The organism is Streptomyces sp. 135, from assembly GCF_020026305.1.
Lineage (GTDB): Bacteria > Actinomycetota > Actinomycetes > Streptomycetales > Streptomycetaceae > Streptomyces.
Genome location: NZ_CP075691.1, coordinates 4,422,968 through 4,443,202, shown reverse-complemented (window position 1 = coordinate 4,443,202; position 20,235 = coordinate 4,422,968). Strand labels below are relative to the sequence as shown.

The 20,235-nt window shown below is 71.5% G+C and carries 17 protein-coding genes and 1 pseudogene; 5 read left to right on the top strand and 13 right to left on the bottom strand.

What is annotated here, in order from left to right; genetic code table 11:
- Nucleotides 1–38: 38 nt before the first annotated feature.
- Nucleotides 39–935 carry a serine hydrolase gene (locus KKZ08_RS20000; RefSeq protein WP_223775754.1) on the top strand — a complete coding sequence of 299 codons (897 nt, stop codon included), beginning with the start codon at nucleotides 39–41 and terminating at the stop codon, nucleotides 933–935.
- Between the two features lie 88 nt (nucleotides 936–1,023).
- On the opposite strand, the pseudogene KKZ08_RS19995 reads toward KKZ08_RS20000, so the two are convergent.
- From KKZ08_RS19995 to pdhA (KKZ08_RS19985), 3 genes and pseudogenes are all read right to left on the bottom strand, one after another.
- Nucleotides 1,024–2,212: pseudogene (locus KKZ08_RS19995) on the bottom strand (dihydrolipoamide acetyltransferase family protein); the annotation flags it as partial.
- A 20-nt stretch (nucleotides 2,213–2,232) separates the two neighbouring features.
- A complete protein-coding gene (locus tag KKZ08_RS19990) occupies nucleotides 2,233–3,213 on the bottom strand; it encodes an alpha-ketoacid dehydrogenase subunit beta (protein ID WP_223775753.1) in 981 nt (326 codons plus the stop codon).
- A gap of 2 nt (nucleotides 3,214–3,215) precedes the next feature.
- On the bottom strand, nucleotides 3,216–4,406 hold the full coding sequence (gene pdhA, locus KKZ08_RS19985; protein ID WP_223775752.1) for a pyruvate dehydrogenase (acetyl-transferring) E1 component subunit alpha: 1,191 nt from the start codon (nucleotides 4,404–4,406) through the stop codon (nucleotides 3,216–3,218).
- A 392-nt stretch (nucleotides 4,407–4,798) separates the two neighbouring features.
- On the opposite strand from pdhA (KKZ08_RS19985), the gene KKZ08_RS19980 reads away from it, so the two are divergent.
- Together KKZ08_RS19980 and KKZ08_RS19975 are read left to right on the top strand one after the other, a co-directional pair.
- Nucleotides 4,799–5,461: a response regulator transcription factor gene (locus tag KKZ08_RS19980; RefSeq protein ID WP_223775751.1), complete on the top strand. Its 663-nt coding sequence runs from the start codon at nucleotides 4,799–4,801 to the stop codon at nucleotides 5,459–5,461.
- Nucleotides 5,462–5,583: 122 nt separating this feature from the next.
- Nucleotides 5,584–6,039: a pyridoxamine 5'-phosphate oxidase family protein gene (locus KKZ08_RS19975; protein WP_223775750.1), complete on the top strand. Its 456-nt coding sequence runs from the start codon at nucleotides 5,584–5,586 to the stop codon at nucleotides 6,037–6,039.
- 76 nt (nucleotides 6,040–6,115) lie between these two features.
- On the opposite strand, the gene KKZ08_RS19970 is transcribed toward KKZ08_RS19975, so the two are convergent.
- A complete protein-coding gene (locus KKZ08_RS19970) occupies nucleotides 6,116–7,681 on the bottom strand; it encodes a protein kinase (RefSeq protein ID WP_223775749.1) in 1,566 nt (521 codons plus the stop codon).
- 308 nt (nucleotides 7,682–7,989) lie between these two features.
- Between KKZ08_RS19970 and KKZ08_RS19965 the strand changes: the two genes are divergently transcribed.
- Nucleotides 7,990–9,633, top strand: coding sequence for a protein kinase (locus KKZ08_RS19965; protein ID WP_223775748.1), 1,644 nt, complete (start codon nucleotides 7,990–7,992; stop codon nucleotides 9,631–9,633).
- Nucleotides 9,634–9,714: 81 nt separating this feature from the next.
- Here KKZ08_RS19965 and KKZ08_RS19960 read toward each other — a convergent pair whose 3' ends face one another.
- The 9 genes from KKZ08_RS19960 to pdhA (KKZ08_RS19920) all read right to left on the bottom strand — a co-directional run bounded on the left by KKZ08_RS19960 (nucleotide 9,715) and on the right by pdhA (KKZ08_RS19920) (nucleotide 19,447).
- Nucleotides 9,715–10,257, bottom strand: a complete 543-nt coding sequence (locus KKZ08_RS19960) for a bacterial proteasome activator family protein (RefSeq protein WP_223775747.1) — start codon at nucleotides 10,255–10,257, stop codon at nucleotides 9,715–9,717.
- 87 nt (nucleotides 10,258–10,344) lie between these two features.
- On the bottom strand, nucleotides 10,345–10,749 hold the full coding sequence (locus KKZ08_RS19955; protein WP_223775746.1) for a hypothetical protein: 405 nt from the start codon (nucleotides 10,747–10,749) through the stop codon (nucleotides 10,345–10,347).
- A 152-nt stretch (nucleotides 10,750–10,901) separates the two neighbouring features.
- Entirely contained in the window at nucleotides 10,902–11,879 is a 978-nt protein-coding gene (locus KKZ08_RS19950) for an NAD(P)H-quinone oxidoreductase (RefSeq protein WP_223775745.1), read from the bottom strand.
- A gap of 136 nt (nucleotides 11,880–12,015) precedes the next feature.
- Complete coding sequence (locus KKZ08_RS19945; protein WP_223775744.1) at nucleotides 12,016–13,122, bottom strand: potassium channel family protein; 1,107 nt, start codon at nucleotides 13,120–13,122, stop codon at nucleotides 12,016–12,018.
- Entirely contained in the window at nucleotides 13,110–14,546 is a 1,437-nt protein-coding gene (locus KKZ08_RS19940) for a molybdopterin molybdotransferase MoeA (RefSeq protein WP_223775743.1), read from the bottom strand. The genes KKZ08_RS19945 and KKZ08_RS19940 overlap by 13 nt, the downstream gene beginning before the upstream one ends.
- Entirely contained in the window at nucleotides 14,543–15,613 is a 1,071-nt protein-coding gene (locus KKZ08_RS19935) for an NTP transferase domain-containing protein (RefSeq protein ID WP_223775742.1), read from the bottom strand. Before KKZ08_RS19935 ends, KKZ08_RS19940 begins: the two co-directional genes overlap by 4 nt.
- Nucleotides 15,614–15,696: 83 nt before the next feature.
- On the bottom strand, nucleotides 15,697–17,280 hold the full coding sequence (locus KKZ08_RS19930) for a dihydrolipoamide acetyltransferase family protein (protein WP_223775741.1): 1,584 nt from the start codon (nucleotides 17,278–17,280) through the stop codon (nucleotides 15,697–15,699).
- Complete coding sequence (locus KKZ08_RS19925) at nucleotides 17,280–18,296, bottom strand: alpha-ketoacid dehydrogenase subunit beta (RefSeq protein ID WP_223775740.1); 1,017 nt, start codon at nucleotides 18,294–18,296, stop codon at nucleotides 17,280–17,282. Before KKZ08_RS19925 ends, KKZ08_RS19930 begins: the two co-directional genes overlap by 1 nt.
- On the bottom strand, nucleotides 18,293–19,447 hold the full coding sequence (gene pdhA, locus KKZ08_RS19920) for a pyruvate dehydrogenase (acetyl-transferring) E1 component subunit alpha (protein ID WP_223775739.1): 1,155 nt from the start codon (nucleotides 19,445–19,447) through the stop codon (nucleotides 18,293–18,295). The genes KKZ08_RS19925 and pdhA (KKZ08_RS19920) overlap by 4 nt, the downstream gene beginning before the upstream one ends.
- A 190-nt stretch (nucleotides 19,448–19,637) precedes the next feature.
- On the opposite strand from pdhA (KKZ08_RS19920), the gene KKZ08_RS19915 reads away from it, so the two are divergent.
- On the top strand, nucleotides 19,638–20,234 hold the full coding sequence (locus KKZ08_RS19915) for an Lrp/AsnC family transcriptional regulator (RefSeq protein WP_223775738.1): 597 nt from the start codon (nucleotides 19,638–19,640) through the stop codon (nucleotides 20,232–20,234).
- Nucleotide 20,235 lies beyond the last annotated feature (1 nt).

Sequence of the window (20,235 nt, the reverse complement as noted above, 5' to 3'; positions counted from 1 at the left end):
CATGTGGCCGCAATCCAGGGGCATTTGGAGCAGAGATCTTGAAAACCGGCATCAAGGGCGTACGTCGCGTATCAGCCGTTACCATCACCGCGAGCGCGATACTGGCCGGCGGCGTCCTCACCACTCCGGCCCACGCGGCCGCACCGCCGAAGCCGTCCATCGTCGCCAAGGGCGGCTATGTGATGAACAACGGCACGGGTAAGACCCTCTTCACCAAGTCCGCCGACACCCGCCGGTCCACCGGCTCCACGACGAAGATCATGACGGCGCGCGTGGTGCTCGGCCAGCGGAACCTCAACCTGGATTCCAAGGTCACGATCCAGAAGGCGTACAGCGACTACATCGTCGACAACAACTACGCCTCCTCGGCCCGCCTGATCGTCGGCGACAAGGTCACCGTCCGCCAGCTGCTGTACGGCTTGATGCTGCCCTCCGGCTGCGACGCCGCGTACGCGCTCGCCGACAAGTTCGGCAAGGGCTCGACCCGCAAGGCCCGCGTGAAGAACTTCATCGGCCAGATGAACTCCACGGCGAGGACGCTCGGCCTGACCAACACCCACTTCGACTCGTTCGACGGCATCGGGCACGGCGCGAACTACTCGACGCCGCGCGACCTGACGAAGCTCGCGAGCAACGCCATGAAGTACTCCACGTTCCGCACGGTCGTGAAGACGAAGGCGACGAAGCAGAAGGTCACCACCAAGTCCGGTGGCTACCGCTACATGCCGTGGGAGAACACCAACAACCTCCTCGGCTCCTACCGCGGCACCATCGGCGTGAAGACGGGCTCGGGCCCCGAGGCGAAGTACTGCCTCGTCTTCGCCGCGACGCGTAACGGCAAGACGGTCGTCGGCACGGTCCTGACCTCCTCCTCGGTGGCCAACCGCACCTCGGACGCCAAGAAGCTGATGGACTACGGCTTCAAGGTCGCCTGACACCCGGCGCGCGTACGACGAGGGGGCCCACCGCGGTGATCGCGGCGGGCCCCCTTTCGCGTGCCGTCCTGCTCAGCCGGTGCTACGTCCAGGTCAGCAGCCGCTTCGGCCGCTCCAGGACGGCCGCCACGTCGGCGAGCACCTTGGAGCCCAGCTCCCCGTCGACCAGGCGGTGGTCGAAGGAGAGCGCGAGCGTGGTCACCTGCCTTGAGCTTTGCCCCTGGATCGCGGACCCAGGACGTGTCGCGGACGTTCGTTCGAGCTGCATCGACGCCGACGCCGACAGTTCGGGCACCGTCGTCCAGGCACGATGGCCGCGGCGACTCTGCCGCGGGGCCTCGTCGCCTGATCGCCACCAGCAGGGCCTTGGCGATGAGCAGCAGCGGATTGACCCGCAGCCCCTCGAAGCCGTACGTGCCGGGGTCCCGCTTGATCTCCTCGACCAGCTTCATCGTCCGCGTCACGTCGACCGTCACGAACTCCGTGACGTGCGGCGCGGTGAACGCCGAGCCGACCATCGCCTGCGCGGTGGCCTTGCGGACACCCTTGACCGGGATGCGGGTCTCTCGGGCGTCCGCACCGGCCACGGGGGCGGGAGCGGTCGGCGGCGCGGAGGCCTCGGCCGGCTCCGGACGGTCCTCTGCCCGCGGGGCCGGGGCCGCCGCCGCGTGCACGTCCTCGCGCGTGATGATCCCGTCGGGCCCGGACGGCGTAACCCTCGCGAGGTCCACACCGAGGTCCTTGGCGAGCTTGCGCACCGGCGGCTTGGCGAGCGGGCGGGCGCCATGGCCGTTCACCTCGCGCGGCGCCACCGGCTCCGGCTCCGCCACGGGCACGTCCTGCGCGTCCTGGGCCCCCGCCTTGCGGGCGCGGCGCTTCGTCGAGGACTCGGCGACGCCATACCCCACGAGCACGGGCTGGCGTCCCGCCGGGGCGGCCTCCTCCGCGGCGGCCTTCGGGGCGGGAGCCTCCTCGGCGGGGGCGGGCACGGCGGCCTCCTCGGCGGGGGCGGCCGGGGCGGCGCCGCCCGAGACGTCCACCGAGATGATCACCTGGCCGACGTCGACCGTGGTGCCCTCGGGGAAGCGCAGTTCCCGTACGACACCGTTGAACGGAATGGGCAGCTCGACCGCGGCCTTGGCCGTCTCGACCTCGCACACGACCTGGCCGTCGGTGACGGTGTCACCGGGCGCCACGTACCACTTGAGGATCTCCGCCTCGGTGAGCCCCTCGCCCACGTCGGGCATCTTGAACTCGCTCAGAGCAGCGTCTGTCATCGTCGTCACGACCCTCTCCCTCAGTACGCCAGCGAGCGGTCGACGGCGTCGAGCACCCGGTCGAGACCCGGCAGGTACTCCTCTTCGAGGCGCGCCGGCGGATACGGCGCGTGATAGCCGCCGACCCGCAGCACGGGCGCCTCCAGGTGGTAGAAGCACCGCTCGGTGATGCGCGCCGCGATCTCCGCGCCCGTGCCCAGGAAGACCGGGGCCTCGTGCACGACGACGAGCCGCCGCGTCTTCTCGACCGAGGCCTGCACGGCGTCGAAGTCGATCGGCGACATGGAGCGCAGGTCCAGGACCTCCAGGGACTTGCCCTCCTCCTCGGCGGCCGCGGCCGCCTCCAGGCAGACCTTCACCATCGGGCCGTACGCGGCGAGGGTGAGGTCGCTGCCCTCGCGGGCGACGACGGCCTTGTGCAGGGGGCCGGGGAAGGCGTCCGTGTCCACCTCGCCCTTGTCCCAGTACCGCCGCTTGGGCTCGAAGAAGATCACCGGGTCGTCGCTCTGGATGGCCTGCTGCATCATCCAGTAGGCGTCCGCGGAGTTCGACGGGGAGACCACCTTCAGGCCCGCCACGTGCGCGAAGAGCGTCTCGGGCGACTCGCTGTGGTGCTCGACGGCGCCGATGCCGCCGCCGTACGGAATGCGGATGACGACCGGCATCTTGATCTTGCCGAGCGCGCGGGCGTGCATCTTCGCGAGCTGCGTGACGATCTGGTCGTACGCGGGGAAGACGAAGCCGTCGAACTGGATCTCCACCACGGGGCGGTACCCGCGCAGCGCCAGGCCGATGGCCGTGCCGACGATGCCGGACTCGGCGAGCGGGGTGTCGATGACCCGCTCCTCGCCGAAGTCCTTCTGCAGCCCGTCCGTGACGCGGAAGACGCCGCCGAGCTTGCCGACGTCCTCGCCCATGATGAGGACCTTGGGGTCGTTCTCCAGCGCCGTGCGCAGCGATTCGTTGATCGCCTTGGCGATGGGCAGTTTCCGGACAGTCATGGTTACTTGACCTCCCCGCCCGCGGGGGCGTCGGCGAACGACGCCTGGTAGGCGGCGAACTGGGCGCGCTCCTCGTCCACGAGCGCGTGCCCGTCCGCGTAGACATTCTCGAAGATCGCCATCAGATCCGGATCCGGCATCGCCCGCACCACCTCTCGCACCCGCTTGCCCAACGCTTCGCTCTCCTCGTCGAGTTCCGCGAAGAACGCCTCGTCCGCGTGGCCCTCGGACTCCAGGTACGCCCGCAGCCGCAGGATCGGGTCCTTGGCCTCCCAGGCCACCCGCTCGTCGTCGTTGCGGTACTTGCTCGGGTCGTCCGACGTGGTGTGCGCGCCCATGCGGTACGTGAACGCCTCGATCAGCGCCGGGCCCTCGCCCGCGCGGGCCCGCTCCAGGGCCCACTTGGTGACGGCGAGCACGGCGAGCACGTCGTTGCCGTCGACCCGCACACCGGGGAAGCCGTAGCCCTGCGCGCGCTGGTAGAGCGGCACCCGGGTCTGGCGCTCGGTCGGCTCGGAGATCGCCCACTGGTTGTTCTGGCAGAAGAACACCACGGGGGCGTTGTAGACCGCGGAGAAGGTGAACGATTCGGCCACGTCGCCCTGGCTGGAGGCGCCGTCGCCGAAGTACGCGATCACGGCGGAGTCGGCGCCGTCCTTGGCCACGCCCATCGCGTAACCGGTGGCGTGCAGCGTCTGCGAGCCGATGACGATCGTGTACAGGTGGAAGTTGTTGCTGTTCGGGTCCCAGCCGCCGTTGTTCACGCCGCGGAACATGCCGAGCAGGTTGGTGGGGTCGACCCCGCGGCACCAGGCGACGCCGTGCTCGCGGTACGTGGGGAACACGTAGTCGTCGTCGCGGGTGGCCCGGCCGGAGCCGATCTGGGCGGCCTCCTGGCCGAGCAGCGAGGCCCACAGGCCCAGCTCGCCCTGGCGCTGGAGAGAGGTGGCCTCGGCGTCGAAGCGGCGGGTCAGGACCATGTCGCGGTACAGGCCGCGCAGCTCCTGCGCGGTGATGTCGGCGACGTACGACTCGTACCGCGCGTTCTCGACCCGCTTGCCCTCCGGGGTCAGCAGCTGTACGAGTTCGGGCTCCGTGCTCTTCTGCGGCGCGGCCTTCTTCGCGCTTGCGCGCTTGCCGCCGCCGGTACTGCTGCGGCGCGGTTTGCGCGCGGCGGTGCTCTCCACGGTCACGTGTGCTCCTCCGTCGGTCCGGCCCCCGGGATTACCGGGATGACCAGTACGGCTCGCCTGGTCCGTGCCCGCGCACGGGGTGGGTGCGTCTCGGCCGGGAACAGGCGTGACAGGTGCCCCGGCGAACGCCCTGCACAAAGCACGTTACCCAGTGCGTCCCATTTCTGTGAAACCCCATCTGACCTGCGAATTTGCTTGGATTTCCAAGTAAACGACGGATCACCGGCCGCCCGGATTTCCGAGCGGATCGAGAAAGGGGGGAACACTTCCTGGTCACAGCACTGATCACAGCCTGGCAGGGGGCCGGAACACCGGCACGTTATCCCGGCCACCCCGGGCTCGGGAAGGGTTCCGCCCGGGCACGGAGAGAGATCGTGTGTGAGACTGGCTCCGTGCGCGAAGACGGAAAAATTACGGTATTTCTACTCGACGACCACGAAGTGGTCCGGCGTGGAGTCCATGAGCTGCTCTCCGTGGAGTCCGACATCGAGGTCGTCGGCGAGGCCGGAACGGCGGCGGACGCCCTGGTCAGGATCCCCGCGACGCGACCGAACGTGGCCGTGCTCGACGTGCGCCTGCCGGACGGCAGCGGGGTGGAGGTATGCCGCGAGATCCGTTCGCAGAACGAGGACATCAAATGCCTGATGCTCACCTCGTTCGCCGACGACGAAGCCCTTTTCGACGCGATCATGGCCGGCGCCTCCGGTTATGTCCTCAAGGCGATCCGCGGCAATGAACTGCTCACCGCCGTGCGCGATGTCGCGGCCGGCAAGTCCCTGCTGGACCCCGTGGCCACGGCCCGGGTCCTGGAGCGGCTGCGCGACGGCAACAACGCCAAGGGCGACGACCGCCTTGCGGGCCTCACCGAGCAGGAGCGCAAGATCCTCGACCTGATCGGCGAGGGCCTCACGAACCGCGTGATCGGCGAGCGGCTGCACCTCGCCGAGAAGACGATCAAGAACTACGTCTCCAGCCTGCTCTCCAAGCTCGGCATGGAGCGCCGCTCACAGGCCGCGGCGTACGTGGCGCGCATGCAGGCAGAGAAGCAGCACTGACGGGACCCGGCGGCAGGGACGCGGTGACCGGACGCCGCGCGTGGGGCCCGGGACTTACGTCCCGTTTGATGGGGGCGGGGGCCTCTTTTCCGACATCCCGTCCGTGGACGAGGGTGGGGGTCATGTCCAGCGACCCCAGCGCCTCCACGGACTCCGTCGACCCCGATGAACAGCTCGCCCTCGAACTGCTGCGCCGTACCGACTACGGGCGGGTGGCGACCAGCATGCGCGCGCTGCCCTTCCTCGCGGTGGCCCGCCACGTCGTCGTCGGCGGCAAGATCCTCCTGCGCCTGCACAAGGGCTTCGGCTACCACCAGGCCTGCGTCGGCAGCGTCGTCGCGTACGGCGCCGACAACGCCGACGTGGCGTCGCCCCGTGACGTCCGGTGGACCGTGCAGTGCATCGGCCTGTGCGAGGCGGTCGAGCCGACCGACACCGAGCTGGGACTCTTCGGTCCGGCGCCGCGCTTCGCGGACGGCGAGCCCTTCGACCCGGTGTATCTGCGCGTAGAGCCGCAGGTGGCCAAGGTCCACACGCTCCGCGCCGGCCAGGACCACCGGCTGCAGCGCGTCCGCTGACCCGCGTACGCCAGAGCCCCTGTTCCGCCGTGGCGGAACAGGGGCTCTGGGTTTCGGCTCTCGGCCGGGCCGCGGGTCAGGACCCGTCGCCGTCCCCCGGATCCTCCGGGTCCCCGCCGTCGCCCGGATCCGTCGGGTCGTTCGTGGGCTGCGTCGGGTCCGTGGTCGGCTCCGTCGGATCCGTCGTCGGCTGTGTCGGATCGGTGGTCGGCTGCGTCGGGTCCGTCGTCGGCTGCGTCGGACGCCCCGTGGGCCGCGTCGGCCCGGTCGGCTGGTTCGTCTGCGGGGGGTAGCCGGTCTCTCTCCCGGTCTCCTCGCCCGGATCCGTCGCCTGGCCCGTCTCGTCCTTGTCGGGGCTCTTGCTGGGCTCCTTCTCCTGCGACTGCTTCGTCGAAGGAGTCACGGGCGGCTTCTTCTCCTTGGTGCCGTCGTTCGCGCTGAGCGCGAAGGCGACGCCCACGGCGATCGCGATGACCGCGAGCACGGCGAAGATCCACATCTTGCCGCGGCCGCCCTTGCCGCCCTGGTGCCCGCCCTCGAAGCCGCCGTCGTCACCCGGCGGGCGCAGCATCGGGCCCGGGATCTGCGCGGTGCCGGAGTCGGGGTGCGCCATCGCGCCGGCCCCCGTGACACCCATCGCCGGAGTGCTGCCGCCCTCGTGCATCGCCGCGAAGTCGACGGGTCCGGTGTTCCAGGTCCCCGTGTGGCTGCCCTGCTCGTGCAGCATCTGGAGCCCGTACTGGACGAGGCCGCGCATCTCCTCGGCGGTCTGGAACCGGTCGTCCGGGTCCTTGGCCAGGGATCGCATGACGAGCCCGTCCAGCTCCGGCGGCGCCTGGTCCGAGACCTGCGAGGGCGGTACGGCCTGGTCCTGGACGTGCTGGTAGACCACGGAGAGCGGCGTCTCACCGGTGAACGGCGGCCGCAGGGCGAGCAGTTCGTAGAGCAGACAGCCGGTCGCGTACAGGTCGGAGCGGTGGTCGACGGCCTTGCCGAGCGCCTGCTCGGGCGAGAGGTACTGCGGCGTGCCCATGACCATGCCGGTCTGGGTCATCGTCGACTGCGCGCCGTGCAGGGCGCGCGCGATGCCGAAGTCCATCACCTTCACCGCGCCGGTGTTGGTGATGATCACGTTCGCGGGCTTGATGTCACGGTGCACGATGCCGTGCTGGTGCGAGTACGCGAGCGCCTCGAGCACCCCGGAGACGATGATGAGCGCCTGCTCGGGACCCGGCGCCTCCGCGTTGAGCAGCAGATCGCGGATCGTGCGGCCCTCGACGATCTCCATGACGATGTACGGGACGACACTCGGCCCGACCACGTCTTCACCGGAGTCGTACACCGCGACCACGGCGTGGTGGTTGAGACCCGCGACCGACTGGGCCTCGCGCGTGAAGCGGGCCTTGGAGACCGGGTCCTCGGCGAGGTCGGAGCGGAGCAGCTTGACCGCGACGGTGCGGCCGAGACGTACGTCCTCGGCGGCGAACACCTCCGCCATGCCGCCCCGGCCGAGTCTGTGGGTCAGCCGGTACCGGCCGTCTCCGACGAGCCCGCCGTTGCCCCACAACTCGGGCGCGTCAGACATTCCGCCGCCAGACGCCTCGGGGTCGGACGGGCCCTGAGCGCGCTGCGTCTGTGCCATCAGTCCTCGCCGTCGTTTCTGGTCGTGGTACTTGGTGCTGAGTACGTCGCTGTACGGGTACTCCGACGGGCCACGCTACAGCCTTCACACCACCTGCCGGTTCGAGGTGGACCGGACATAAAAGTGTTCCCGGGCCCTCACGCGCAAACTTGTAACGCTTCCGAGACGCTTCTTGCGCGTACGGTCACGGAACGGGCACCGAGCTTGACGCGTCCTCGTCCTGGGGCAGACTTGGCCAGGAATAGCGGGTAATCGATCACCAGCCGCGGAGCCGTCCGGTTGCCGCGCGCCGATGGGGGACGCACGAGATGAGCAGCCAGGACGGCGCACAGGGGCGGTACGCGGGGCGTTCGCTGGCCGGCGGCCGCTACCAACTGCGCGATCTGCTCGGCGAAGGCGGCATGGCCTCGGTCCACCTCGCGTACGACACCGTTCTCGATCGCCAAGTCGCGATCAAGACGCTCCACACCGAGCTGGGGCGTGAGCAGTCCTTCCGCGAGCGCTTCCGCCGCGAGGCCCAGTCGGTGGCGAAGCTCACGCACACGAACATCGTGTCGGTCTTCGACACCGGCGAGGACGATCTCGACGGCACGACGATGCCGTACATCGTCATGGAGTACGTCGAGGGCAAGCCGCTCGGCTCCGTGCTCGACGCGTCCGTCACGCAGTTCGGCGCGATGCCGACCGACCAGGCGCTGAAGATCACCGCCGATGTGCTGGCGGCCCTGGAGATCAGCCACGAGATGGGCCTGGTGCACCGCGACATCAAGCCCGGCAACGTCATGATGACCAAGCGCAACGTCGTCAAGGTCATGGACTTCGGCATCGCCCGCGCCATGCAGTCCGGCGTCACGTCGATGACGCAGACCGGCATGGTCGTCGGCACCCCGCAGTACCTCTCGCCGGAGCAGGCGCTCGGCCGCGGCGTCGACGCGCGCTCCGACCTCTACTCCGTCGGCATCATGCTCTTCCAACTGGTCACCGGGCGGCTGCCGTTCGAGGCGGACTCGCCGCTGGCCATAGCGTATGCGCACGTCCAGGAGGAGCCGGTCGCTCCGTCCTCGATCAACCGTTCCCTGCCGCCGGCGGTCGACGCGATCGTCGCCCGCGCGCTGAAGAAGAACCCGAACGAGCGCTTCCCCACGGCCGAGGCCATGCGCGACGAGTGCCTGCGGGTCGCCCAGTCCTTGCAGGCCGCTCCTTCTCAGGCCCCCAGCATCGTGCCGGGCGCGCAGACGGCGAGCGGCGCGGGCGTCGGTTCGGCGGTCTTCCCGCCGGTCGACTCCTCGCTCCCGCCGCAGTCCGGCGCCGTCCAGACGCCCTACCAGCCGGGCCCGTACGCCCCGTCGACCCCGGCCCCGACGCCGGGGTACGGCTATCCGCCCCAGCAGGGCTACCAGACCCCGGCGCCCACCAACGCGTACGCGCCGCAGCAGGGGGCGCACACCCCGCCCCCGTACAACCTCTCCCCCCAGCCGGCCACGACGACGTCCTCCTCGGGCTCGGGCGGCGGCGGCAAGCGGCGGAACATGCCGGTGATCGTCGGCTCGATCGTCGTAGCGCTCATCGCCATCGGCGGCCTGATCACGGCGCTCACCCTCAGCGGGGGTGAGGAGGGCGGCAAGGAAGCCGGGGGCGACAAGTCGAAGCAGCCGGTGGCGGGGCACAAGGGGCCCGACCGCAACAACACGATGGAGGTGGAGGAGTGCAAGGAGCCGGAGACGTCGTACAACGACGAAACGAAGATCAAGGTCCCGGACTTCACCTTCAAGGACTGGAAGTCGGTCCTGTCCTGCCTCCAGGCGGCCGGCTGGAGCTACGACAAGCGCTCCGTCAACGAGAACGCCTACGGCGAGGACACGGTCATGCGGCAGACCCCGAAGGAGGGTTCGGACGTCGACCCGAAGAACGTGGACATCCAGTTCGACGTCTCCACGGGTAACCCGGCCTAGTCTCCGGCCCGCTGCGGCTTCTCTACGGCGAGGGCCCGGTACGCGTTGTTCCGCGTACCGGGCCCTCGCCGCATACCGGTCCTACAGGTAAGGGCCTCCCGTACGGCCCGCGAGGCCGCCCTCGTCGTCGTCCTCGCCGCCGCCCACGCCGGGCGGCAGCGCCCGTCGCATCTGCTCCAGCTGCGCCCGCGCCGCCATCTGCTGCGCGAACAGCGTCGTCTGGATCCCGTGGAAGAGGCCTTCCAGCCAGCCGACCAACTGGGCCTGCGCGATGCGCAGTTCCGCGTCGCTGGGGGTCGCCTCCTCCGTGAAGGGCAAGGAGAGCCGCTCCAGTTCCTCGACGAGCTCGGGGGCGAGGCCGTCCTCCAGCTCCTTGACCGAGCTGGCGTGGATCTCCTTGAGGCGCACCCGGCTCGCCTCGTCGAGAGGAGCCGCCCGCACCTCCTCGAGCAGCTGCTTGATCATGCTGCCGATGCGCATGACCTTGGCCGGTTGTTCGACCATCTCCGTCACCGGAACCTCGCGGGATTCGTCGTCTCCGCCACCACCGAGAGCCATTCCGTCCTGGCCCACGACCAGGACTTGGGGGCTCTCCGGTGACCGTTCGCTCCTCGGCATCTCCATGCCGCCATTCTGTCGCACCCGTGCACCACACATCGGTGGTGCCCCCGTACCGAGGTGATCCACCCTCGTGCGCGCGGCGTCCGCGCCTCAACCTCGCCTCAGCCGCAGGCCGAGGAAGCCGAGGCCGAGGCCGATCAGAACCAGGCCGGCGCCGAGCGGCAGGACGCGCAGGCCGGAGAGCGCGGGGTTCGCGGGCGCCGGCTGCCCGGCGTCGGCCACGGTGTCGCGCTGCGTCACGTGGGCCTGTTGCGGTTGCCGCGACGGCACGGGGGGCGGCGGCGTGGACGCTGGTGGCGGATCCGGAAGCGGCACATCGGCGCGTCCCGGCCGTGCGCGTCCCTCGCCCGCGCGGCTCCCGGCACGGGGCGTCTCGTCGACGGTGGTGAGGGGTCCTCGGGGGGCAGGCTGAACCGCGTACGACATGACGGCGGGGGCGACCGCCACCACGCCCGCGCACAGCACCGCCACCACGAGGACCATACGAAGAGTCACCCACGAAACCGCCACCGCACCGGTCGCCTCCCGCTGTCGGGACACCCGAGGTCAGTTCGGGGACCCAAGGTCAGAGGATCGTCACGCCAGTGACAGCGTCACACGGCATGACGCTTCCGGCACCCTGGCCACCCCCGCCCGGGGCATGGGCGCTAGCGCGTGAGCAGCACCTTGCCGATGTGGCTGCTCTCCTCCAGGACCCGGTGCGCGGCCGCAGCGTCACTCATCGGCACCGTGCGGTCGACGATCGGCCGTACATGGCCTCCGGCGATCAGCGGCCAGACATGCTCACGCACCGCCGCGACGATCGATGCCTTCTCGGCGGCGGGACGGCCGCGCAGCGAGGTGGCGGTGACGGCGGCGCGCTTGTTGAGGAGCGTGGCGATGTTCAGCTCGCCCTTGACGCCGCCCTGCATGCCGATGATCGAGAGGCGGCCGTTGACCGCGAGGGCGCGCACGTTCCGCTCCAGGTACTTCGCGCCCATGTTGTCGAGGATGACGTCCGCACCGGCCCCGTCCGTGGCCCGCTCGATCTCCTCCACGAAGTCCTGCTCGCGGTAGTTGATGAGGATGTCGGCGCCGAGCTCCTGGCAGAACGCCAGCTTCTCCTTGCTGCCCGCCGTGACGGCGACCTTCGCGCCGACGGCCTTGGCGAGCTGGATCGCCATGGTGCCGATGCCGCTCGAACCGCCGTGGGCGAGCAGCGTCTCGCCGGGCCGCAGGTGGGAAATCATGAAGACGTTGGACCAGACGGTCGAGGTCACCTCGGGCAGCGCCGCCGCCGTCACGAGGTCGACGCCCTCGGGTACGGGGAACAGCTGACCGGCCGGGACGGCGACCTGCTCGGCGTAACCGCCGCCCGAGAGCAGGGCGCACACCTCGTCGCCGACCGCCCATCCTGAGACGCCGGGGCCGAGCGCGGTGATCCGGCCCGCGCACTCAAGACCGGGGTACGGGGACGCGCCGGGCGGCGGGTTGTAGGCGCCCTGCCGCTGCAGCAGATCGGCACGGTTCACGGCGCCGGCCACCACCTCGACCAGCACCTCGCCCTCGCCGGGTACGGGATCGGGCACCTCGGCCCATACGAGCGCTTCGGGGCCACCGGGTTCGGGGATCGTGATCGCATACATGCGGCCGAGGCTACTCCCGCCCCTTCAAGGCCGCGGGGATCTCCACGCCCCTTCAGGGCCGCGGGGAACTGCGCGACCAGCCACGACGCACCCGCACCCACATATGCACCGGCACCGGCACAGCCCCCGCAGAACCTCAATCCGTCGGCAACGGCCTCGCATCCGGCGCAACCACCGTCCCCGGCGTCGCCCGCACAATCGTGATCAGCCGGTCCGTCAACTGCAGCTTCCCGACGGCCGGATCGTCATACCCCAGCACTCGATGCCCGCGTACGACACTCACGACCAGGTCCTCCGTCTCCCGAACGCCCCGCCCCACCTCCGCCTTTATGACCGGCCGCTCCACGAGGTCGAGCCCCGTGCCCTGCTGGATCAGGTCCTCCATGACCATGCCCGCACTCGGGCTCAGCACGGAGAGCCCGAGCAGCCGCCCGGCCGCACTGGCACTGGTGATCACCGCGTCGGCCCCGGACTGCCGCAGCAGCGGCGCGTTCTCCTCCTCGCGCACCGCGGCCACGATCTTCGCCCCGCGGTTCAACTGCCGCGCGGTGAGGGCGACCAGTACCGCCGTGTCGTCGCGCTGCGTCGCGATGATGATCTGGCGGGCCCGCTGCACCTCCGCGCGGAGCAGCACGTCGCTGCGCGTGGCGTCGCCGACGACACCCGCGTACCCCTCCGCCGTGGCCGCGTCGATGACCTTCGCGCTGGGGTCGACGACCACGATCTGCTCCGGCTTCAGGCCGGTCGCGCAGACGGTCTGGATCGCCGAGCGGCCCTTCGTCCCGAAGCCGACGACGACAGTGTGTTCACGCAAGTTGGACCTCCAGCGGGACAGACGCCATTCCTCGCGCGTCCGTTCCGTGAGCACTTCGAGGGTCGTGCCGACCAGGATGATCAGGAAGAGCACGCGCAGCGGCGTGATCAGGAGGATGTTGGTGAGCCGGGCGCTGTCGCTGTACGGCACGATGTCGCCGTAACCGGTGGTGGAGAGCGTCACCGTGGCGTAGTACGCCGCGTCGAGGAAGTCGACTCCCTCGTCGGAGTTGTCGTGGTAGCCGCCACGGTCGACCCAGACTATGAACGTCGTCAGGGCGAGCACCAGCAGAGCCATCGCAAGGCGCCGGGTGACCTGGCGCAACGGCCGCTCCACCACGCGCTGCGGCAGCTTGATCCGGTGGGTCGTGTGGTGCTCGGCGGGGTCGCGGGCGATCGCGTCGTGGCCGGGAAGTTTCACGTGAAACACTCCCCGCTCACGCCGTGGGCCCATGGCAGGTCGATGATCTCCAGCTCCTGGCCCTTGCGCGCACCGCCGGGCGGCACGACCGCGAGCCCGTCGGCCGCCGCGATGCCGCGCAGCATCGCCGGGCCGTTGAACCGCAGCGGCACGGCGTGCTCGGCCCGCAGGGTGACCGGCACGAGGCGGGTGTCGTACGGGTGGCCCTGCACGTCATCGCGTACCGGCGCCGTGTACGCCGGCTCCGTCGCGCCGCCGCCGACTCCCGCCGTGCGCCCGATGAGCGTACGCAGCAGGGGCTCGGCCAGCGTGAGCAGTCCGGAGACCGCGGCGAGCGGGTTGCCCGGCAGCCCGACGAGGTACCGGCCGGGGCTGAGGCGGGCCAGCAGCATCGGGTGTCCGGGGCGCACGGCGACGCCGTCCACCAGCAATTCCGCGCCGAGGCGGTGCAGCGTGGGGTGGACGTGATCGACCGGGCCCGACGCCGTGCCGCCCGTCGTGACAACCAGGTCGGCGGTGGAGGTCGTCAGCGCCTCGTGGAGCGCCTTCGCGTCGTCGCCCAGCCGCCGGACCGAGGTGACCTCGGCGCCGAGCGCGCGCAGCCAGGGCGGCAGCATGGGGCCGAGCGCGTCCCGGATGAGACCTTCGCGGGGCAGCCCCTCGGTCAGCAACTCATCGCCCAGTACGAGGACTTCGGCCCGGGGTCGGCGTACGGCGCGGAGCGTGTCGTACCCGGCGGCCGCGGCGAGCCCCAGCACGGCGGGCGTGACCTGGGAGCCGGCCGGCAGGAGCTGGTCGCCCGAACGGCACTCCTGGCCGCGCGGCCGGATGTCCTGGCCCGGCACCACCTCGCGCAGCGCGAACAGTCTGCCCTTGTCGTCGATGCGGCCGTGCTCGCTGCGCAGCACCGCCGTGGCGTCGCGCGGGATGCGGGCGCCCGTCGCGATACCGACCGCCTCGCCGTCCCCGAGCGGCTCCGGGAGGCCGTGCCCGGCGAGGACCCCTTCGGTCCGTACGGCCCAGGGGCCCGGGCCCGCGACGGCCCAGCCGTCCATGGCTGAGGTGTCGAACGGCGGCAGGTCCGTGAGGGCGGTGAGCGGGGCGGCCAGGGTCAGACCGAGGGCCTGGTCCAGCGGGACCACGACGGTCTCGCCGCCGGTCCGGGGCACGGCCCGCGCGGCGCGGGCACGGGCGGCGGGCCAGGAGGTGACGTCGTGGTGTCCGCCGTCGCCGGTGGGGTGGGCGGCTTGCGGGGGGCGACCTGGCCGTGCCGCTTGCGGGTGCCGGCCGGGCCGTCCGGGCTGCTGGGCAGGTGTGGGGGTCGACGCGGCCGGGGGCGCCGAGCGGGGGACGGCGCCGTGGCTGTCCCGGCAGTCGTTCACCAGGGCCAGGGCCTCGTCGAGGTCGGCGTCCGGCGCGGGATGCCCGCTCATCCGGCGTCCGGGTCGGTGCTGGGGGTGGCGTGGGGCGTCGCGTGGGGCAGCGCCTCGGGAGCGGCGCCGGAAGCGGGCTGGGGGTGTGCGCCGGTGGCGGCCTCGGCTTGTGCCGCGCCCGGCATCGCGTCCGGTCGGTCCTCGTCCGCCCAGCGTGCCGCGAGCGCCGCGGCCTTGCGTGCCGCCTCGGCCACCGCTTCGGGTCCGCCCGCCGTCCCGCCCCGCGCGGCGGCCTGCGCCGCCGCGTAGCCGACGAGGAAGGTGGTCAGCGGTGCCGCGGGCCTGGCCACACCGTGCGCGGCGTCGCGAGCGAGGTCGAGGAGGGTGCCGGTATCGACGTCGAGTTCGATGCCCAGCTCGTCCTTGACTGCGGAAATCCATTCATCCAACACGTGCCCATGCTCCCTGATGCGCGCCCGTGCGGCGGCGATGTCGTCCCAGGTGTCGCAGTCGAAGGCCGCCACGGGGTCGTCGACCCTGGTCAGGACGAGCCGCGCGGTGAGCAGCCGCAGGGGGCGCCCGGCGAGTCCCGAGCCGGCTTCGGTGACCTCGCGGGACTCGGGAACCTCGCGGGACTCGGAGGCCTGTCGGGACTCGGAGGCCTCCGGAAGAGCACGGATCGCGCGGATCTCACGCCGCAGCGACGCGCTCCGGTAGGCGGCGACGAGCGGCTGGTCACGGCCGTCGGGGTCGGTGAGGACCGCCCCGTCCGCGCCGCTGTCCCGCAGGGCGGCGAGCAGGCGGCGTACCGTCCGCTCATCCAGGAACGGCAGGTCGGCGGAGAGCACCACCACCAGTTCCGCGGCCGTGTGCCGCAGCCCCGCGTCGAGCGCGGCCAGCGGCCCGCCGCCCTGCGGCTCCTCGCGCGCCCACACGACGGGCCGCGCGGTCGGCCTCGGCTCGGCCACGACGACGGTGGTCCCGGCGCCGGAACAGGCGGCGAGGACCCTGTCGATCAGCGCCCGGCCGCCCACGCGCACGCCGGGTTTGTCGGCGCCGCCGAGCCGCGCGGCGCCGCCACCGGCGAGCACCACGGCGTCGTAGGGGGCACCCTCATTCGCGGTCACCCCCCGAGTATGGGCATACGGAGGATCATTGCCACCCCCGCGAAGGGCCCTTCGGGCAAGGGACTTACATCACCGTCACACCGTCACACCGACCGCAGCAGCACCGCCGGCTGTTCGACGCAGTCCGCCACGTACCGCAGGAAGCCGCCCGCTGTGCCGCCGTCGCACACCCGGTGGTCGAAGGTGAGCGACAGCTGCACCACGTGCCGTACCGCCAACTCGCCCTGATGCACCCAGGGCTTGGGCACGATGCGGCCCACGCCGAGCATGGCCGCCTCGGGGTGGTTGATGATCGGCGTGGAGCCGTCCACCCCGAACACGCCGTAGTTGTTCAGCGTGAACGTCCCCCCGGTCAGCTCACCGGGAGTCAGCTTCCCGGACCGCCCCGCCTCCGTGAGGCGGATCAGCTCGGCGTTGATCGACGCGGTCGTCCTCGACTGCGCGTGCCGTACGACGGGCACGACCAGCCCCCGGTCGGTCTGCGCGGCGAACCCGATGTGGATGTCCGCGAACCGGCGCACCTCGCGCGCCTCCATGTCCACCGTGGAGTTGAGCATCGGGAACCGGCCGAGCGCGGCCACCGCGATGCGGGCGAACAGCGCGAGCAGCGACACCTTCTGGCCGTCCCCTGCCGCCGTCGCGGCGTTCGCCTGGGCGCTCACCGCGCCGTTCATCGCGCCGTTCATCGCGGCGCGGGCCGCGAGCAGTTCGGTCGCGTCGGCGTCGACCCAGCAAGTGGCCTCCGGGATCTCGCGCCTGCTGCGGGCCATCTTGTCCGCGACGAGGCCGCGGATGCCGGTCAGCGGGTGCCGGGACTCGATGCCCGCGCGCGTGGGCTCCTGCCCCGCCTCGACCTGGCGGCGCGCCTCGGCCCTTCCCGCGCGGACCAGCTCCTCGTCCTCACGGGCCGCCGTCTTCAGCGCCGCGGCCTCGCGCGCCATGGTGTCCTCCCACGCCTCGCCGGAGGCAAGGCCGACCACGGACGCCACCGCGCGGCCCGCTCCGGTGGCCTGACCGGTGACCGCCCTGGTGGCCGCAGTGGCGGCCGCTCCGATGGCCGCCTCGACGTCGGCCCGCGTGATCAGCCCGTCCGGACCCGAACCCACGAGCTCGCGCAGCTCCACACCGTGCTCCCGCGCCAGCTTGCGCACGAGAGGCGAGATCACCGGGACAGGGCCGTCCCCGCGCGCGGGGGGCCTCTCCGGGCCGCGGTCCGTGGAGGCCGCAGGGGCTGCGGGGGCCGCGGCGGGCATCGGCGAGGCGGCCCGCGTGGGCCGCACCCTCCTGCGGCGGGCGGGCGCCGCCCCGGTGCCGTAACCGACCAGGACGTTCCCGGAGGACTCCTCCTCCGCCGCCGTCCGCAGAGCACGCTCGGCGGGCTCCTCAGGGGCGCGCGTATCGGCCGGGGTGCCCACGGCGACCGTCAACAGCGGCGACCCGACGGGCAGTTCCGTGCCCTCCTCGCCGAAACGGGCGGTGACCACGCCTCCATAGGGGCAGGGCACCTCGACCATCGCCTTGGCCGTCTCGACCTCGACGACCGGCTGGTCCACGGCGACGACGTCCCCGACCTGGACGAGCCAGCGGACGATCTCGGCCTCGGTCAGCCCTTCGCCGAGGTCGGGCAGTTTGAATTCCAGACTGTTCACGTCAAAAGCGGGCGCCATCAGTTCTCCGCCTCCCACTGCAACCGCGCGACCGCGTCCAGGATCCGGTCCACGCCCGGCAGGTGGTGCTTCTCCAGCATCGGTGGCGGATACGGGATGTCGAACCCCGCGACCCGCAGCACAGGCGCCTCCAGGTGATGGAAGCACCGCTCGGTGACCCGCGCGGCGATCTCCCCGCCGGGTCCGCCGAAGCCGCCCGACTCGTGCACGACGACCGCGCGCCCCGTGCGTCGTACGGACGCGGCGACCGTCTCGTCGTCGAAGGGCACCAGCGAGCGCAGGTCGACCACTTCGAGGCCCCAGCCCTCGGCGCGCGCGGCCTCGGCCGCCTCCAGGCAGACGGGCAGGGACGGGCCGTACGTGATGAGCGTGGCGCTGCGCCCGGGGCGCCGCACCACCGCGCGCCCGATCGGTTCGACGGCCTGCGGGGCGTCCGGATTCCAGTCGGCCTTGGACCAGTACAGCCGCTTCGGCTCCAGGAAGACGACCGGGTCGTCGGAGGCGATGGAGGCCCGCAGCAGGCCGTAGGCGTCGGCGACCGTGGCGGGCGTGACGACATGGAGCCCCGGAGTCGCCATGTAGTACGCCTCGGAGGAGTCGCTGTGGTGCTCGACGCCGCCGATCCCGCCCCCGTAGGGCACGCGCACGGTGATGGGCATCGGCATCGCGCCCCTGGTGCGGTTGCGCATCCGCGCCACATGCGAGATCAGCTGCTCGAAGGCGGGGTAGGCGAAGGCGTCGAACTGCATCTCGACGACCGGCCGCAGGCCGTACATGGCCATGCCGACCGCCGTGCCGAGGATGCCCGCCTCGGCCAGCGGCGTGTCCGTACAGCGGTCCTCGCCGAACTCCTCGGCGAGCCCGTCGGTGACCCGGAAGACGCCGCCGAGCGCGCCGACGTCCTCCCCGAGGACGTGCACCGAGGGATCCTCGGCCATGGAGTCGCGCAGCGCCCTTCCGAGCGCCTGCGCCATGGTGGCCGGTTTGGTGGCCGGCTTCGCCGCGACCGTGGTCATCGCGTCTCACCCTCCGATGCGTCCGCCTCTTCCGAGGCCGCTGCCAGCTCCGCGCGCAACTGCGCCGCCTGCTCCCGCAGGTGCGAGGTCTGCTCGGCGTAGACGTGCGTGAAGAGGTCCATGGGGTCGAGCAGGGGGTCCTGGTTCATGCGTTCGCGCAGGTCGGCGGCCATGGTCTCGGCGTCCTGCGCCACCTGCCGCCTGATGTCGTCGTCCAGCAGTCCACGCTCCGTCAGCTCTCGCTCCAGGAGCAGGATCGGGTCGTGGTCACGCCAGGCGTCGACCTCGGCGTCGCGGCGGTACCGCGTGGCGTCGTCGGCGTTCGTGTGGGCTTCCATGCGGTAGGTGACCGCCTCCACGAGCGTCGGGCCGCCGCCCTCCCGCGCGCGGGCGACCGCTTCGCTCAGGACCTCGTGCATCGCCGCCGCGTCGTTGCCGTCCACCAGGCGGCCCGGCATGCCGTAGCCGACGGCCTTGTGGGCGAGGGACGGGGCCGCGGTCTGCTTGGCGAGCGGCACGGAGATCGCGAAGCCGTTGTTCTGCACGAGGAAGACCACCGGGGCCTGCCACACGGCGGCGAAGTTCAGCGCCTCGTGGAAGTCGCCCTCGCTGGTGCCGCCGTCTCCGACCATGGCGAGCGCCACCACGTCGTCGCCCTTGAGCCGGGCGGCGTGCGCGAGGCCCACGGCGTGCGGCAGCTGCGTGGCCAGCGGGGTGCACAGGGGTGCGACGCGGTGCTCGCGCGGGTCGTATCCGGTGTGCCAGTCACCGCGCAGCAGCGTCAGGGCGCTCACGGGGTCGAGACCGCGGGCGACCACCGCGAGGGTGTCCCGGTAGCTGGGGAAGAGCCAGTCCCGCTCCTTCAGGGCCAGCGCGGCGGCCACCTCGCAGGCCTCCTGCCCGGTGCTGGAGGGGTAGACCGCGAGCCTGCCCTGCTTGGTCAGCGCGGTCGCCTGGGTGTTGTAGCGGCGGCCTCGCACCAGCTCGGCGTAGAGGCGGCGCAGGAGCCCCGGATCGGCCTTCGCGGCGGCCTCGGTGCCGAGGACGCGGTAAGGCTCCGCGTCCGGCAGCAGCGGCGCCGGATCGGTCCTGGGCTGCCAAGCGGGGGGCGGGGTGGGCCGGTAGGCGCCCCGCTGCTCCATGACCGTCATCACGGCACCTCCTGGTGGAAGCGGACTCCTCGTGGGAGCGGCAAAAGAGGCGCAGCGGTGTGAGGCGCCTCACCTACCGATTGTTCGGTCGTCGGCACATTTTGGCTACAGGCACCTCCAGGCTGTGGACAAACGGTTCTCCACAGCCTGGGATGGATGCAGTACGTCCATGGTAGGGAGGCGGGGGGACATGGCATCTGAACGAATGGCCGACCAGCATGCCGACGACCGGCCGGAGCCCCGAGTGCCCGATCCACCGGAGCCCCGAGTACCGGAATCAAGGGCTCCGGAGCCCCGGCTCGCAGAGCCCCGGCCCTTGGACGCCATCGACCGCGACATCCTCCAGATCCTGCACACGGACGGTCGCGCCTCGATACGTTCCGTGGCCGAACGGGTCCATGTGTCGCGGGCCAACGCGTACGCGCGCATCAACCGCCTGATCGACGACGGCGTCATCCGGGGCTTCGGGGCGCGGATCAACCACGAGCGCGCCGGGCAGGGCGCCTCCGCGTACATCACGCTCAAGATCGTCCAGAACACCTGGCGCACGGTGCGCGAGCATCTGCGCGCGCTGCCCGGGGCCTCCCACATCGCGCTGGTCAGCGGCGACTTCGACGTCCTGCTCCTGGTCCACACGCCGGACAACCGCGCCCTGCGGGAACTGGTGCTCACCCGGCTCCAGTCCATCCCCGAAGTCCTCAGCACGCGTACGTTGCTGGTCTTCGAGGAGGACGACCTGGAGAGCACCGTCAGCGCCGAACCCGGCGGTTCAGCGCCCCGTCAATGAG

What these genes read in the sequence shown, in the direction of transcription:
- KKZ08_RS19925 (WP_223775740.1), bottom strand. Translation starts at nt 18,296, where the DNA reads ATGACCACGGTCGCGGCGAAGCCGGCCACCAAACCGGCCACCATGGCG.
- pdhA (WP_223775739.1), bottom strand. Translation starts at nt 19,447, where the DNA reads ATGACGGTCATGGAGCAGCGGGGCGCCTACCGGCCCACCCCGCCCCCC.
- KKZ08_RS19930 (WP_223775741.1), bottom strand. Translation starts at nt 17,280, where the DNA reads ATGGCGCCCGCTTTTGACGTGAACAGTCTGGAATTCAAACTGCCCGAC.
- KKZ08_RS19950 (WP_223775745.1), bottom strand. Translation starts at nt 11,879, where the DNA reads ATGTATGCGATCACGATCCCCGAACCCGGTGGCCCCGAAGCGCTCGTA.
- KKZ08_RS19940 (WP_223775743.1), bottom strand. Translation starts at nt 14,546, where the DNA reads ATGAGCGGGCATCCCGCGCCGGACGCCGACCTCGACGAGGCCCTGGCC.
- KKZ08_RS19960 (WP_223775747.1), bottom strand. Translation starts at nt 10,257, where the DNA reads ATGGAGATGCCGAGGAGCGAACGGTCACCGGAGAGCCCCCAAGTCCTG.
- KKZ08_RS19990 (WP_223775753.1), bottom strand. Translation starts at nt 3,213, where the DNA reads ATGACTGTCCGGAAACTGCCCATCGCCAAGGCGATCAACGAATCGCTG.
- KKZ08_RS19970 (WP_223775749.1), bottom strand. Translation starts at nt 7,681, where the DNA reads ATGGCACAGACGCAGCGCGCTCAGGGCCCGTCCGACCCCGAGGCGTCT.
- KKZ08_RS19965 (WP_223775748.1), top strand. Translation starts at nt 7,990, where the DNA reads ATGAGCAGCCAGGACGGCGCACAGGGGCGGTACGCGGGGCGTTCGCTG.
- KKZ08_RS19975 (WP_223775750.1), top strand. Translation starts at nt 5,584, where the DNA reads ATGTCCAGCGACCCCAGCGCCTCCACGGACTCCGTCGACCCCGATGAA.
- KKZ08_RS19915 (WP_223775738.1), top strand. Translation starts at nt 19,638, where the DNA reads ATGGCATCTGAACGAATGGCCGACCAGCATGCCGACGACCGGCCGGAG.